The organism is Aeromonas sp. HMWF016 (assembly GCF_963878195.1).
Taxonomy (GTDB): domain Bacteria; phylum Pseudomonadota; class Gammaproteobacteria; order Enterobacterales; family Aeromonadaceae; genus Aeromonas; species Aeromonas lacus.
The window spans coordinates 1-14,290 of sequence record NZ_CAWNWX010000104.1; the positions used below are offsets into that span (position 1 = coordinate 1).

The following is a 14,290-nucleotide window of genomic DNA, read 5'->3' on the forward strand; positions in this document are numbered from 1 at the left end:
CCCCGTCGGCCCCACCTGCCACATGGGCACAACCTCCTGCTTTAACGGCCACCCGCTGCCGCCGCTCGGTTTCCTGGCTGAGCTGGAACAGATCCTGGCAGCCCGCAAAGGGGCCGATCCGGCCACCAGCTACACCGCCAGCCTCTACGGCAAAGGCACCAAGCGCATCGCCCAGAAGGTAGGTGAAGAAGGCGTAGAAGTGGCACTGGCCGCCATGGCCAAGGATCGGGAGGAGCTGATTAACGAATCCGCCGATCTGCTTTACCACCTGACCGTGCTGCTGCAAAACGAGGGGCTGGGATTACAGGATGTGGTGCAGCGGCTTTATGAGCGGCATAATAAATAAGCTAATAATAAAGCCGGGTTATCCCGGCTTTATTTAGTCAAGATGCACGGCCAGCTCAACTAAGTTTTTATATAGAGAAAGATTACACTCTAATAAAGAGAGTTCCTTTTTGGCTAAAATAGAATTTTCTTGCATATTCAGAGAGCCATTCGCATCAATCTTCTCAACAATCTCTTTTAATTCACGATCATCTCTAAGTCTATATGAATCATTCAACATAAACTGATACGAGTAACATACTATTTCACCAAGGGAGACATTGTAAAAATTATCATCAAATGGATTCGGTATATCACTCTTTCCTTGTGCACGAAATACAACGCTTCCAATTTCAGTGTTAGCTCTGATAAAAACCGCCATAGTCACATCTTTTTTAAGACTAATTTTATGCGCAAAAGTTTTTTCATTGAATTTATCTTGAGCGTGTGACAGAGCACCGTCAGAAACACCAGAGTATAATTGATAGTCTTTTTCATGTAGTGCAAAAAGATACATAAGAAAAATCAGGTTAACCTTTTTCCTCCTAGGTTTGGATATAACAAAAAGCAAACGGTCTATGATTTGTTCTGTTTGCCTTAAACTTAACTCTAAACTATCACTGACCGCAGTAACTACCTCCAGTAAGGCTCGCGGATTATTCAATTCAGGCCACATCATGGCTGAACCATCTGGTAGTGACCTAACTTCTAATATATTCGAGATAAATTCACGCCTAGACTTTCTATTTAGTGTGAATCTTCTCTGAAAAAAACGCCCAAGATAATTTTGGGCATCAAATCCTTCGCCATATATTACCTTTATGGCATGCTGCAACTGCGCAGTATCCGTTGCCAGCACAAATACCACACCCTGAATATCAAAGATATGTTTGATAGTCTCCAGCATTTCTACCGCATAGGTGGGACGACATCGGTCCAACTCATCAATCAAAATAAAGGCGGGATAATCCAAGCGACCTTGGCCATCCAATTGGTCTAAGTTTGCTGAAACCGCCGCTTCAACCCATTGCCGGATCTCTTTTTTAAGATACTGGATAGATTCATAACGCTCTTTGTGGTTGCTACAAAGCATATCAACCAGCTTATCTGCATCTTCGCCTTCCACAGAAAAATCACTATCTTCCCATCCAGCTTTTTTAATGGCTGACTTGAGTACCAATTTCCCGCCCACCTTGAGCAACCCCAATAACTTGGACTTGATGCCATCAGGTATGGCAACCGTCTTTCCTGTGCGTCTCTCAATTGCTCAATAATCGACGAAATCACCGTCAATAAGGGGTCATCGGAAAAGTCCTGCAGCCAGGCATCGATATAGACGGTGGGATAGTGCGCTTTCAGCTCCATATACCAGCGCTTGATAAACCAGGTTTTACCCGCCCCCAATTCGGCATTGAGGTTAAGCACATAGTTGCGCTGCTTACCTTCGGCGGCGAGGTAGTTGGTGAGAAATTCAGCATAGCGGGCGCGATCCAGCCGATCACCGGCCAACTCTTCCACCACACCGTCAATGGCCCCCGGCCCGTCCCACTGAATTGTTGAATCCCATTTAAACGGTGCCACTGACATCTCGAACCTCCCCATGTTACGTTGCAGGGATGATATCAGGGGCACCGTGAAAATAGTTTGATTAAAGACCTGTTTGTTGCCCTTTCTGCCGCTCAGGTTGGCGTTTTTGACTGCCGGTTAATTTCTCTCTGCTGGCCCACGAAGCCGGGCCGATATGGGTGGGACGGTTATCTGAACAGCCACGGACTCAGTTGATTTCCTTTGACCACACCAACGATGACAATCGTGTGACATCGCGCAGATCCTGCGGAAATAAACGCGAAATATGGCCTGTTCAGTGCTTAATTTAAACTGTTGGTACATATATTCGCGCGGTATACAACGACTCCATTAACCAAGGATGGTTAACCCCATGAAGGATGAACCCTTCTCCATTCGATTGCAGCATGAGCTGGATCACCTCAAAGCCATCTTTAACGAGACTGACGCTTACCTTTTTACCAAAGATTTGGCGGGCCGTTACACCTATGCCAATCAGGCGGTGCTGGATCTCTTTGGCTGTACCCTCGCCGAGTTGCAGGGGCAGGATGATCGTGCCTTTTTTGATCTCGAGTTCTCTGATGCCGTTAAGCGTAATGATCAACTGGTGCTGGAGCAGCAGCTCGCCCTCGCTCAGGAGGAGATCAACTACCTCAAAACCACCGGAGAAAAGCGCTTCTACTGGACAGTCAAAAAGCCCATGTATGACCGGGATGGCAACCTGATCGGCCTGTGCGGCATCTCAACCGATATCACCGAACACAAGCTGATCGAGGCTCGGTTGGCCGAGCAGCACCAGTTGCTGGAGATCATCCTCGCCAACGTGGATGCCCATATCTATATGAAAGACAGCCAGCACCGCTTTCTTTACGTCAATCAAAAGGTCTCCGAGCTGCTTGGCATCCCTGCCGAACAGATCATCAACCGGCGCGATGACGAGGTGATCCCGGCCGCCAGCGCGTGCCAGCTGTGGCGGCTGGACAACCGGGTATTCGAAACGGGAGAACTGCAAGCCGGCGAAGAGACGCTGACCGATATCGAGGGCAATCAGCACTACTACTGGTCGGTCAAGGTGCCCTTTCTGCTGGGGGATGGCACCCCGACCCTGATCGGTATCTCCTCCGATATCACCGAACTACACCAGCTCAAGGAGCAGTTGCATCAGCAGTCGGTACGCGATGGCCTAACCGGCCTCTACAACCGCCGTTTCTTTTTCGAGATGTGCGAGAAGAACCTCAGTCTGGACATGCGCCACCATCTCACCTCGGTGCTGATGGTGCTGGATGTGGATCAGTTCAAGTGCATCAACGATCGCTTCGGCCATCCCCTGGGGGACAGGGCGCTGGTTCATCTGGGCAGGGTGATGCAATCGGTGCTGCGCAGCGAAGATGTGCTGGCTCGTATCGGTGGCGACGAGTTCGCCATTTTACTGCCCAACACAACCCTCCAGGCCGCCGCATCACTGGCAGAACGGCTACGCCTGCAGGTGATGCAAAACCCGCTCTCCCTGCCCGATGGGGATGAGCTGGTCATCACCATCAGTGCCGGACTGGTGGAAAATGGCGAGGGAGAGCTGATGGAGAGCCTCTACGCCCGCGCCGATCAGATGCTCTATCAGGCCAAACAGACCGGCCGCAACTGCGTCGCGTGCAAGGTGCGATAGCTGGCTGGCCAGTCAGGCACTCCCATCTCTTTTTTGCACTTATCCCAACCGCTTATCCACCCTATTACAAGCTGCTTTCACTCACGCGCATGGGCCTCTATCCCAACTGCTTGCGCAATACAAACTTTTGCACCTTGCCGGTCGAGGTCTTGGGCAGCGGGGTGAAAATGATGCGCTTGGGCGCCTTGAAGTGAGCCATCTGCTCCCGGCAAAAAGCGATAAGCTCCGCCTGGGTGGTCTCTCGCCCCTCCTTCAATTTCCCGAAGGCGCAGGGCACTTCCCCCCACTTCTCATCGGGCATGGCGATCACCGCAGCTTCGTCCACATCGGGATGGCGATAGAGCACATCTTCCACCTCCAGGCTGGATATGTTCTCCCCGCCGGAGATGATGATGTCCTTGGATCTGTCCTTGATCTCCACATAACCATCCGGGTGCCACACCGCCAAATCCCCGCTCCGGAACCACCCCTCGGCCATCGCCTCGGCGCTGGCCGCCGGATTTTTCAGATAACCCTTCATCACCACGTTGCCGCGCAGCACTATCTCCCCCATGGTTTTGCCATCTTTGGCCACCGGCTCACCGCTAACCGGATGGACCACCCGCATCTCCCCCTGCAGGGGTGACGCGACGCCCTGCCGTGCCTTGAGACGCGACAGCGTGGTGGCATCCTGACCTTGCCAGCTTCGCTGCGGTTCGCACAACACACAGGGGCCATAGGTTTCGGTGAGGCCGTAAACGTGGGTCACGTTTATCCCCATCGCCTCCATGCCAGCGATCACGGTGGCGGGGGGCGCAGCCCCGGCGGTCATCACCTTGATGGGGTGATCCAGCCCCTGCTTGAGCGCAGGATCGGCATTGTTGAGCATATTGAGCACGATGGGCGCTGCGCAGAAGTGGCTCACCTTGTGCTCGTGCAACGCCTCATAAATGGCGGCCGCCTGCACATGACGCAGACAGACGCTCACCCCTGCGGTGGCTGCCAGCGTCCAGGGGAAGCACCAGCCGTTGCAGTGAAACATCGGCAATGTCCAGAGATAGACGGGGTGCTTGGGCAGCTCCCATGAGAGCACATTGTTGATGGCGTTGAGATGGGCACCGCGATGGTGATAGACCACCCCCTTGGGATTGCCGGTAGTGCCGGAGGTGTAGTTAAGGGAGATGGCCTGCCACTCATCCTCTGGCAGCCAGCCGGGTTCATCGCCGTGGCCGCTGGCAATAAATGCCTCATAAGTCAGTTCGCTGACAAGCGCCCCTTCCCGGTAGAGGGGATCGTCGATGGCGATGACCAGCGGTTGGCTCTCCAGCAGATCCAGCGCCTTGCGCACCACAGGGCCAAACTCCCTATCCACCAGCACCACCTTGCTCTGGGCATGCTGGAAGATAAAGGCCATCGACTCGGCATCAAGCCGGGTATTGATGGTGTTGAGTACGGCGCCGCTCATCGGCACCCCGAAGTGGGCTTCAAACATCGCCGGGATATTGGGCGCGACGATGGAGACGGTATCCCCCTCCCCGATACCGCGAAGCCGCAGGGCCGAGGCAAACTGGCGACAACGGCGGGCGGTCTCGCCCCAGCTCTGGCGCAGCGGACCGTGGATCAGCGCCGGATAGTCGGGATAGACCCGCTCCGCCCGTCCCAGAAAGCTGATGGGGGTCAGCGCCTCATAATTGGCGGGATTTTTTTCCAGATCGCGCTGATAGATGTTCTGCTCTGTCATCGGATTCCTTCCTCACAGGTGGCACAAAACGGGCTGTTCCGGGATCATTCCGGGCTCAACAAGCGACATGGGCATCCTGCCCGTCGCAGGTCTCTTATGGGGATGACAGCCTAACAGTGAGCCTGTGGCGGCAGGTATTAGCAAAACGTCTTAGAGAGGGCGTCAACGAGGCGATGAAGAACGAGACAGTGCAGAGAAGCCTCTCACCATGAGTGAAAGGCGCTCTTGATTTGGGATAGAGCTCAGTGGCGGATCCGCCCCTGTTGGCGGAAGCAGTAGAGTTTGAGACTGATGTCGGCCAGCTCAGCAGGCAACTCTTCACCCTGCTCGGAAAGTGGCTGATAGAGAGAGGCGAGCAGGCGCTCCGCTTGCTGCACCGTGATGATGTTGGCCTGAATGGCCGGAGTGATCCACCTGGGTAACATTGACATATCTCCCCCTCATTACTCCGGTTCGGAGGTGGTCTCCTGTCTGGCTCGACCCCTTGGCGCCTAACACCCCACTCTCCCTACCCCAATCCAAGCAAAAGGCTTGCCGTATTCTCTTATCGGCACAAAGACAATCTGGCTGCAGTGTTTTATCAATGAGTTGGCGGCAGCATCCTGGGAATTACGCACTGCACTTGACCTCGCGGGCGGAAGCAGTTTGCCACTTGCCAGACAATCGTCATTTTTTCATTGCAAAATGCGACTCATAATGGGCCGTTCACCCCCTCACTTCCTTTTCATTATCACCAAAATGGTCATTTTTACGGCGTTGTCGCCAAAGTCAGACACTTTTTCGTGGTGGCTGTTTTTTGACCTTGTCACCGGCTGTCGCACCCTCGTCCCTCTCGCCTTGTCCGCTGCAGCGGCTATGACAAGATGGCGCCAGATTGGAACAGCTCGAATGGATATTGCAGGAGAACAACAAAATGAACAGATCCATGATGGCAGGTATCGGTATTGGCGTCGCATCCGCACTGGCGCTGTCGGCGGCGGCCAGTGGCTCTCTCTTTACACCGACCCCCACCTTTGCCGAGGTGATTGCCAGCAAGCCGGTCACCGAGACCATCCAGACCCCGCGTCAGGAGTGTCGCAACGTCACGCTCACCCACCGCAAACCGGTACAGGATGAGAACAAGATCCTCGGCACCGTGGTTGGCGCCGCGCTGGGTGGTGTGCTCGGCCACCAGTTTGGCGGTGGCAGCGGCAAGAAGGTAGCGACAGCCGCCGGAGCGGTTGCAGGTGGCTACGCCGGCAATCAGGTGCAGGGCAATATGCAAGCAGGCGACACCTATACCACTACCGAGCAGCGCTGCAAGACGGTGCAGGATAGCACTAGCCGCACCATCGGCTATGACGTGACCTACCGACTCGCCGGCCAGGAGGGGGTGATCCGGATGAAACAGGCTCCCGGCCCCACCATTCCGGTCAAGGATGGCAAACTGGTGATCGAGCCGCAAAAAGGGTAATCACCCCGGTGAAAGACAAAGAGAGAAGGCCCGCCTCTTGCGAGACGGGCCTTTGGTTTTATCGCTTGTTACGCGGCTTTCGTCACCGAAGGGGCAAGCGGCTGATCAACCCTTGCAGCACTTCTTCACCGCCCGCACCACGTTCTGATAACCGGTGCAGCGGCAGAGATTACCCGAAAGCCCCCGGCGGATCTCCGCATCGGTCAGCGGACGGCGCTCGGTCTTGTCGAGCAGGGCCGCACTCGCCATCACTAGCCCGGGTGTGCAAAAACCGCACTGCACCGCCCCCTCGTCGATAAAGGCCTGTTGCACGTCGGAGAGCTCATTGCCTTTGCGCTCCCCCTCCACGGTGCGAATGGATTTGCCATCGGCCCAGATCGCCAGATAGAGGCAGCTGTCGATGGCAGTGCCATCCACCCGCACGGTACAGGCGCCGCACTCACCAACACTGCACCCCTCTTTCACGCTGATAAGCCCCTGCCCGCGCAGGAAGTGGAGCAGCGACATGGTGGACGGCACAGCATAGGAGTAAGGCTTGCCGTTGATCTCGCACTGGATCTCTACGGCGGGACAGCTTTGCGGTTGCATCATAGGATCTTGCCTCCGGCACGTTCTACTGCGCAGGCGACCACCCGCTGCGCCAGGGTTTTGATAAGGTGCAGGCGAAACTCCTTCTCTGCCCGCCAGGAGGATCGCGGCGCCACATCGGCCACCACCGCCTCGGCAATCGCGGCCAGTGTGGCGCGAGTCAGCGGTTGCCCCTCGGCCGCAGCTTCGGCGTGCGGGGTACGCACCGGTGTCGGTGCCGCCACCCCATAAGCCAGCCGCAGGCGCTTGAAGTGGCCATTCTCAATCTGGCAGTAGGCGGCGCATCCGATGGTGGCGATGTCCATGGCCCCCCGCATGGCGTATTTGAAGTAGTGGGAGCCCACATAGGGGTGAGTATCCGGGGCGAAATGAAACGCCACCAGAATTTCCGCAGGTTGCAGCGCCACCTTGCCGGGGCCGGTATGAAATCCGGCGATGGGGATGCGGCGCGTGCCATTGGGCCCGGCGATTTCCAGCTCAGCCTCCAACGCGACAGTCGGCGCCGCCGAGTCGGCACTGGTGGCGCCGTTGCAGATATTGCCGCCAAAAGTGGCGACGTTGCGGATCTGCGGACCCGCGATGGTGGCGGCAGCTTCCGCCAGCATCGGCAAGCGACGCTGCACCAGCTCGTTTTCGATGAGCTCGGTAAAGGTGGTGCCAGAGCCGATGCGAATAGAGCCGTTGGCCAGCTCACTCACCCCCTTCAATTCGGGCAAGTCATGAATATCGACGATATGGCGATAGGCTGGGTTGAGGTGATGCAGCTGGATCATCACATCGGTGCCACCGGCCAAGAGGCGCGCTTCGGGGTCGGCCTGGCGCAGGGCTACCGCCTCGGCCACACTGTGCGCCTTGTAGTAACGGGCAATATCAAACATGGTGTTGCTCCTCCCCTGATCCCTCGCCAATCAAACCCGCCGCGACAAACTCCCGGAACAGGGTTTTGGGGGTGATAGGCAGCTCGTTGATGGCGACGCCGGTCGCCATGCGAATGGCGTTACGGATCGCCGGGCCCGGCGAGATGATGGGCGGTTCTCCCAGAGATTTGTGGCCATAGACCGACTGGGGCTCGTAGGTCTGCACGAAGTCACATTCAAGCCCCGGCAAATCCAGCATGGTGGGAAACTTGTAGTCGAGCAGGTTGGGGTTGCGCACCACGCCGCTCTTGGCGTCGATGATCATCTCCTCGAACAGCGACCAGCCGATACCCATCCCCATGCCGCCATGCACCTGCCCCTCTGCCAACTGCGGGTTGAGGATCTTGCCCGCATCGTGCAAGTTGAGGATGCGATTGATGGTCACCTTGCAGAGATCGATATCGACACTGAGATCGACAAAGGTGCAGCCAAAGCTCGGCGGGTTGGTGGTGGTCTTGTGGGAGACTTCCGAGGTGATCTGGCCGCCGATGGTAAGGTGGTAATAGGCGTTGACCGACACCTCAGCGACGCTTAACAGCACCTTGTCCGGTGCGCCGGCCAGCACAACGTAGCCGTCGATCAGGGTGAGCGATCCCACATCCTGATGACAGAGCTGGGCTGCCAGCGACAAAATGCGGGCCCGCAGTTGCAGCGCCGCCTGATGAATGGCAGGGGCTGCCACATAGCTCTGGCGCGAGGCGAACGAGCCCGGATCGTAGGCGGTAATGTCGGTATCCTGAGTCGAAATGACCCGGATCTGATCAAACGGAATGCCTAAAGTCTGGGCCGCCATCTGGGCAAAGACGGTATCCGACCCCTGCCCTATCTCGGTGGCACCGATCTGCAGATTGACGGTGCCATCCTGATTGAGCAGCATGCGGGCGCCGGCAATTTCGACCCCCACCGGGTAGGTGTTGGAGCCGTAGCTGAAGCACGCCACCCCGATGCCGCGCCGTACCCGGCTCGCCGGATCCTGTGCCAGACACTCGGCCTTGAGCCGTTCCCACTCGAACTGCTCGCCACCCCGGCGCAAACACTCGGGCAAACCCGCACTGTAGATGGTCTTCTGGTTGACCTGATTGACGTCCCCCTCGCGGGCCACGTTGGCGATCCGCACCGCAAGCGGGTCGAGCCCCAACTCGGCGCAGGCATCGTCCAGCATGCATTCGAGGGCAAACACCACCTGCGGGGCGCCGTAACCGCGCATGGCACCGGCGGTGGGCAGATTACTGTAGAAGGTCTTGGCGTCATAGCCAAAGGCGCTGCGCGGATAGAGGTAGCTGATCTTGTTGGCGCCGGCGCTGGCGATAGAGTGGCCGTGAGAGGCATAACCGCCGGTATTCGAGAGCACGTCGAGCTGATACCCCTTGAGTGTGCCGTCGCGGTTGAGGCCCATCTTGCCATTGATGGCAAAGCCGTGACGGGTGCGGGAGGCGAAGAAGCACTCTTCCCGGCTCAAAGTCACCTTGACCGGCACGCCGCCAAGCTTGTAGCTCAAAAATGCCGCCATCGGCTCTTCCAGCACATCCTGCTTGTTGCCAAAACCGCCGCCCATATAGGGCTTGATCACCCGCACACTCGACCAGGGCAGACCGAGGGATTTGGCTACCCGGCTGCGCACAATCTGGGGGATTTGAGTGCTGCTGACGACTATGATGTGGTCTGGCTGATCCATATAGGCGTAGCAGGTCACCGTCTCCAGATGGCAGTGCTGCACCACCGGCGTCTGGTAGTGCGCCTTGAACTGCAGATCCGCAGCGACGATGGCCTGTTCCGGCTCACCCGCCCGGATCTGGCTTTGCCGCAGCAGGTTGCCATTCGGATGGATGGGATAGGCATCCTCGGCCAACGCACTTTGAGCATCCGTCATCACCGGCAGCGGCTCGTAGGTGACCTTGACCAGCGCAGCGGCCTTCTCGGCGACCAGCGGATCGCGCGCAACTACGATGGCAACACCATCGCCAAAGTGGCGCACATGGTCGGTGAGCAGACGCCGGTCTTTCACATCCCGCTTGGCCTCATCGAGGGACCAGGCGTGGCCGGCGGTGCGAAAACAGGTGGTGGGCACATCCTCGTGGGTGAACACAGCTTCAACCCCGTGCAGCGCCAGCGCCTCGCTGGCGTCGATGGCAAGCACCTTGCCGTGGGCAATATTGCTGCGCACGTACTTGGCGTGGCGCATGCCGAGCATGATGTTGTCATCGGTATAACGGGCACTGCCGGTCACCTTGGCCTCGGCATCCACCCGCTTGAGCGGTAATCCTATGGACATGATCAAGTCCTTTTTCAGGGAAGAAAAATCCAGAACCGGGATAAAAAACAGCAAGATATGCGCCTGTTTCCCCCTCTCGCCCCGGCGATGGGAAGAAGTGTGAAGAGGATCCCATCTGTCTCCCTTTTTCTGGCCGGCAAGGTGCCTGCCGAAGACGAAGCAGCAGCCCCCGATGCAACCAGTGCCCGCTGCGCTATCAATCTGGTAAGGGGATTTATCAAAATGGTACGGGGTGAAAATCAAAGAAACATGCAGGTTTGGCAAAGAAAAGCGGGGCTGCCGATGGCAGCCCCGAAACGGGCGGGTTATCCCTAAATAGCCCACCCCCCAGCATAGAAAATCACCAGCGCCAGGGCGATGATGACGGTGCCCGTGTTGAGCTTGTGCCACTCCTTGGAGCAGATGCGGCCAATCACCAGCGCACTGAAGCCCAGCATGATACCGGTGACGATGTTGCAGGTGAGCACGATAAAGACCGCGCACAGCAGACCGGACATGGCCCCGACAAAGTCACTGAAATCGAGCTTGGTGACGTTGCTCAACATCAGGAGCCCCACATACATCAGCGCCGGTGCGGTGGCATAGGCAGGTACCAGATAGGAGAGCGGCGCCAGGAACAGCATCAGCAGGAAGAGACCGCCCACCACGGTGGCGGTGAGGCCGGTCTTGCCGCCCGCCGCCGTGCCCGCCGCCGTGCCCGCCGCCGATTCGATATAGACGGCGGCCGGGGATGCCCCTACCAGACCGGAGAAGATGCTGCTCACCGAATCGGCGCTCAGCGCCTTACCGCTGTTGATGATATGGCCATCCTTATCCAGCAGATTGGCCTGCCCCGCCACGGCGCGAATGGTGCCGGTGGCATCAAATACCGCGGTCATCACCAGTGCCAGCACGCTGGGCAGCACCAGCGGCGAGAGGGCACCCATGATGTCTAGGCTGAAGATGAGAGACTTGCCCTGATCGTCGGAGAGACTCGGCAGAGCGAACAAACCCTGATACTTCACCGCCGGGTCAAAAATGAGACCGAAGATAGAGATGGCGATGATCACCAGCAGGATCCCGCCCGGAACTTTGAGCTTCTCCAGCCCGAAAATCACCGCAAGGCCGAGCAGGGTCATGATGACCGGCATCGAGGTAAAGGCCCCCAGCGCCACCGGCAGCCCCTCCAGCGGGTTTTTGATAACCAGCCCTACCCCGTTGGCTGCGATCAGCAACAGGAAGAGACCGATACCGATGCCGGTACCGTGGGCAATCCCCATCGGCAGGTTGTCGAGGATCCAGCTACGCACCCCGGTCACAGAGATGGCAGTGAACAGCACCCCCATCAGGAAGACAGCACCGAGTGCTACCGGAATGGGGATCTGCTGCCCCAGCACCAGACTGAAAGCGGTAAAGGCGGTGAGCGAAATGGCACAGCCGATAGCCATCGGCAGCTTGGCCCAAAGCCCCATCAACAATGAACCACACCCCGCCACCAGACAGGTGGCCACAAAGACGGCGCCCGGCGGAAAACCTGCCTTGCCGAGCAGACCGGGCACCACGATCACCGAATAGACCATGGCAAGGAAGGTGGTGAGCCCAGCCAGCACCTCCTGTCTGACGTTGCTGCCCCGCTCGCTGATCATGAAATAGCGATCGAGAGCCGTGAGCGGTTGCTGTTGTGATGCGGTCTTGCCGGTGTCTTGACTGGCCAGCCCTTCCACGCTGTTTGTCCTGCTGTTTGCTTGGGTCATACCCAACTCCTTCACAAGCGCCTGAATGTTTCATCACGAAATGGCGACAGGATCTGTGGATCTGCCATTGCACATGGAAGGTGCAACTCAGAGACCAGGGCTGGCAGCACCAATCAAACGTTTGCCTTGCTGATCAAAAAACCGGGCCATTTCAGGTTGGTCATCAGGGGGTCGCCCTGATGTATCGCGGCGCTGGCGCCCCGGGCGGGCACGCCAGCCTCCGTATTCGTGGCAGGGCTGCACGCTTGCTGCCCTGCCCGGTTTATTCTCCCTAGCCCCGTTCGTGGACCAGTTGACCATCCACATAGGTACGATAGATGGCTCTGTCATCCCCCAGGGTCAGCAGCACAAAGAGCTTGTCGCGCAAGGTGGTGGAGTTGTCATAACGCAGCTGCTGCAGCGGGGTGGCAACCGGGTCGAGTACCACGAAGTCCGCCTCCTTGCCCACCGCAAAGCTGCCGATCTTCTCGTCAAGCCCGAGCGAATGGGCGCCGCCCAGGGTCGCCAGATAGAAAGCCTGATAGGCCGAGAGCCGCTCTCCTTGTAACTGCATCACCTTGTAGGCCTCGTTGAGGGTCTGCAGCATGTTGAAGGTGGTACCCGCGCCGATGTCGGTGCCCATCCCCACCTTCACCTGCTTGCGCCACGCCTTGTGCAGCTTGAACAGACCACTGCCGAGATAAAGGTTGGAGGTGGGGCAAAACGCGATAGTTGAATTGGTCTCTTTCAGGCAATCCCACTCCTGCTCTTCCAAATGGACGCAGTGGGCAAAGACGCAGTTGTGGCCGGTCAGCCCATGCTGGTGATAGACATCGAGATAACCCTTGTGCGCCGGGAACAGGGATTTGACCCAGGCGATCTCGTCCTTGTTCTCGCACAGATGGGTGTGCAGATAGGTGGTGGGAAACTCTTCGCGCAGCCGCCGCGCCACCGTGAGCTGCTCGGGTGTCGAGGTGGGTGCAAATCTTGGTGTGATGGCATATAGAAGTCGACCGTTGCCGTGCCAGCGCTCGATAAGCTGCTTGCTCTGCACATAGCTGCTCTCGGCGGTATCGAGCAGATAATCTGGCGCGTTGCGATCCATCATCACCTTGCCGGCGATCATCCGCATGTTGATGCGACTGGCCGCCTCGAACAGAGCGTCCACCGACTCGGGGTGAACGGTGCCGAAAACCAGCGCCGTGGTGGTGCCGTTGCGCAGCAACTGCTTGATAAAGAAGGTGGACATCTCGCGGGCATATTCGAGATCGTTGTAGCGCCGCTCAGCCGGGAAGGTGTGGCGGTTGAGCCACTCCAGCAGTTGCTCGCCATAGGCACCCACCATCTCGCTCTGGGGATAGTGAATGTGGGTGTCGACAAAGCCCGGCACTATCATCTTGCCGCGATAATCCCGCACCCGCACCTCGGCCGGAATGCGATCTTTCCCCTCCTCCCACTCACCGAACCAGTCGATGCAGCCGTTGCGAATGATCAGCAGGCCATCCTCGATAAGACGGGCGTTGGCCTCAATCTCCTCAGGCTGATCCACCACCCGGGTGATATCGAAGAAGCTGCCGCGCACGGCTTTGACGGAGTTGTCGTATTTCATACCTCGTTCCCCTACTTTTTTATTGTTCTGTTGTGACCATCAGACCCGTTCGACCTGGACGGCGGCGACCGGTTTGGCATCGGCCAGCGCCTCTTCATCGCGGCGGTTCGCGGCACTGACAGGACGGGCCGTGAAGGTCACATCCGGTTTGTCGCTCAGCTGGATCACCTCTACTGCATCGGTCGTCTTGAGCGCTTTGGCTGCGGTCTTTGCCTTGTGTGTGCGGCTCTGGGGCAACACCAGATTCATGATGATGGCGGTGATCCCCCCGGCGCAGATGGGGTTCTCCACCAACACATAGAGGGCATCGGGCAGCACCCTGAACACACTCGGGTCATAGGAGACACCGAGCCCCAACCCGAGCGAGGTGGCCACAATCAGCGTCTCCCGCCGATCCATGCCGTGGGTCATGATGATCCGGCACCCCGCGATGGCAATCATCGAGAACATCAGGGTCATGGCCCCG

Annotated in this window: 14 protein-coding genes; 4 read left to right on the plus strand and 10 right to left on the minus strand. The window is 57.8% G+C overall.

Going from position 1 to position 14,290, the window contains the following annotated elements:
- On the plus strand, nucleotides 1-346 hold a 346-nt coding region (hisE, locus tag AACS24_RS17310; protein ID WP_108571471.1), incomplete at its 5' end, for a phosphoribosyl-ATP diphosphatase.
- A 33-nt stretch (nucleotides 347-379) separates the two neighbouring features.
- Here the strand turns inward: hisE and AACS24_RS17315 are convergent.
- On the minus strand, nucleotides 380-1,417 hold the full coding sequence (locus tag AACS24_RS17315) for a KAP family P-loop NTPase fold protein (protein WP_258222985.1): 1,038 nt from the start codon (nucleotides 1,415-1,417) through the stop codon (nucleotides 380-382).
- Entirely contained in the window at nucleotides 1,321-1,911 is a 591-nt protein-coding gene (locus AACS24_RS17320) for a KAP family NTPase (RefSeq protein WP_258222983.1), read from the minus strand. Before AACS24_RS17320 ends, AACS24_RS17315 begins: the two co-directional genes overlap by 97 nt.
- 352 nt (nucleotides 1,912-2,263) lie before the next feature.
- On the opposite strand from AACS24_RS17320, the gene AACS24_RS17325 reads away from it, so the two are divergent.
- Nucleotides 2,264-3,553 (plus strand): sensor domain-containing diguanylate cyclase, encoded by a 1,290-nt coding sequence (locus AACS24_RS17325; protein WP_108571472.1) that lies wholly within the window; start codon nucleotides 2,264-2,266, stop codon nucleotides 3,551-3,553.
- 97 nt (nucleotides 3,554-3,650) lie between these two features.
- Here AACS24_RS17325 and AACS24_RS17330 read toward each other — a convergent pair whose 3' ends face one another.
- Both AACS24_RS17330 and AACS24_RS17335 read right to left on the minus strand, forming a co-directional pair.
- The gene (locus tag AACS24_RS17330; RefSeq protein WP_108571473.1) at nucleotides 3,651-5,273 is read right to left on the minus strand and encodes an acyl-CoA synthetase; all 1,623 of its coding nucleotides are present in this window, start codon (nucleotides 5,271-5,273) and stop codon (nucleotides 3,651-3,653) included.
- 242 nt (nucleotides 5,274-5,515) lie between these two features.
- Entirely contained in the window at nucleotides 5,516-5,704 is a 189-nt protein-coding gene (locus tag AACS24_RS17335; RefSeq protein ID WP_108571474.1) for a hypothetical protein, read from the minus strand.
- A 482-nt stretch (nucleotides 5,705-6,186) separates the two neighbouring features.
- On the opposite strand from AACS24_RS17335, the gene AACS24_RS17340 reads away from it, so the two are divergent.
- Nucleotides 6,187-6,726 carry a glycine zipper 2TM domain-containing protein gene (locus AACS24_RS17340; RefSeq protein ID WP_108571475.1) on the plus strand — a complete coding sequence of 180 codons (540 nt, stop codon included), beginning with the start codon at nucleotides 6,187-6,189 and terminating at the stop codon, nucleotides 6,724-6,726.
- A gap of 105 nt (nucleotides 6,727-6,831) precedes the next feature.
- Here the strand turns inward: AACS24_RS17340 and xdhC are convergent, their stop codons facing one another.
- Genes xdhC through xdhA form a run of 3 tightly spaced genes read right to left on the minus strand, consistent with a single transcriptional unit; the run spans nucleotide 6,832 to nucleotide 10,503 of the window.
- Nucleotides 6,832-7,317, minus strand: a complete 486-nt coding sequence (gene xdhC / locus AACS24_RS17345; RefSeq protein WP_108571476.1) for a xanthine dehydrogenase iron sulfur-binding subunit XdhC — start codon at nucleotides 7,315-7,317, stop codon at nucleotides 6,832-6,834.
- A complete protein-coding gene (gene xdhB / locus AACS24_RS17350) occupies nucleotides 7,314-8,192 on the minus strand; it encodes a xanthine dehydrogenase FAD-binding subunit XdhB (RefSeq protein ID WP_108571477.1) in 879 nt (292 codons plus the stop codon). Before xdhB ends, xdhC begins: the two co-directional genes overlap by 4 nt.
- Complete coding sequence (gene xdhA / locus AACS24_RS17355) at nucleotides 8,185-10,503, minus strand: xanthine dehydrogenase molybdenum-binding subunit XdhA (protein WP_108571488.1); 2,319 nt, start codon at nucleotides 10,501-10,503, stop codon at nucleotides 8,185-8,187. Before xdhA ends, xdhB begins: the two co-directional genes overlap by 8 nt.
- Nucleotides 10,504-10,560: 57 nt before the next feature.
- On the opposite strand from xdhA, the gene AACS24_RS17360 reads away from it, so the two are divergent.
- Nucleotides 10,561-10,818 (plus strand): hypothetical protein, encoded by a 258-nt coding sequence (locus tag AACS24_RS17360; RefSeq protein WP_108571478.1) that lies wholly within the window; start codon nucleotides 10,561-10,563, stop codon nucleotides 10,816-10,818.
- Here AACS24_RS17360 and AACS24_RS17365 read toward each other — a convergent pair.
- The 3 genes from AACS24_RS17365 to AACS24_RS17375 all read right to left on the minus strand — a co-directional run.
- Nucleotides 10,815-12,128: an NCS2 family permease gene (locus tag AACS24_RS17365; protein WP_181364223.1), complete on the minus strand. Its 1,314-nt coding sequence runs from the start codon at nucleotides 12,126-12,128 to the stop codon at nucleotides 10,815-10,817. The genes AACS24_RS17360 and AACS24_RS17365 overlap by 4 nt on opposite strands.
- Nucleotides 12,129-12,507: 379 nt before the next feature.
- Nucleotides 12,508-13,824, minus strand: a complete 1,317-nt coding sequence (guaD, locus tag AACS24_RS17370) for a guanine deaminase (protein WP_108571479.1) — start codon at nucleotides 13,822-13,824, stop codon at nucleotides 12,508-12,510.
- A 39-nt stretch (nucleotides 13,825-13,863) separates the two neighbouring features.
- Nucleotides 13,864-14,290, minus strand: a 427-nt coding sequence (locus tag AACS24_RS17375; protein WP_308810139.1) for a solute carrier family 23 protein, incomplete at its 5' end; no start/stop codon positions are given.